Source organism: uncultured Maribacter sp. (assembly GCF_947500405.1).
Classification (GTDB): Bacteria; Bacteroidota; Bacteroidia; order Flavobacteriales; family Flavobacteriaceae; genus Maribacter_B.
Window position 1 is genome coordinate 1 of record NZ_CANMRY010000084.1, and the last position, 254, is coordinate 254.

At 39.8% G+C, this 254-nt stretch carries 1 protein-coding gene; it reads right to left on the bottom strand.

Going from position 1 to position 254, the window contains the following annotated elements; all coding sequences use genetic code 11:
- Positions 1 to 254 (bottom strand): DUF5421 family protein (locus tag Q0945_RS16080; protein ID WP_299436713.1); only part of this gene is annotated, 254 nt, incomplete at both ends.

Below are 254 nucleotides of genomic sequence, written 5' to 3' on the forward strand. Positions count from 1 at the left end.
GTTGGGAAAGCAACATCGGAAGTACCTAAAGCAACATCGGTAGATTTGTTTGCGGTATCTTCTTTATCGTTTTGTAACGCCGTAATATCTGCATCATTACTAGTAATAGCGTTGGTGTTTGCAGTAATATCTGCAGATTCTTCTAAATCGGAAAGGTCAGCAGAAAGCGTAGTACCGCTTTCGGTAACACTTAAGTTAGTGCCATCAAAAGTAACAGCAGAAATATCATCATCGGTAGTAATGGTACCTACTTG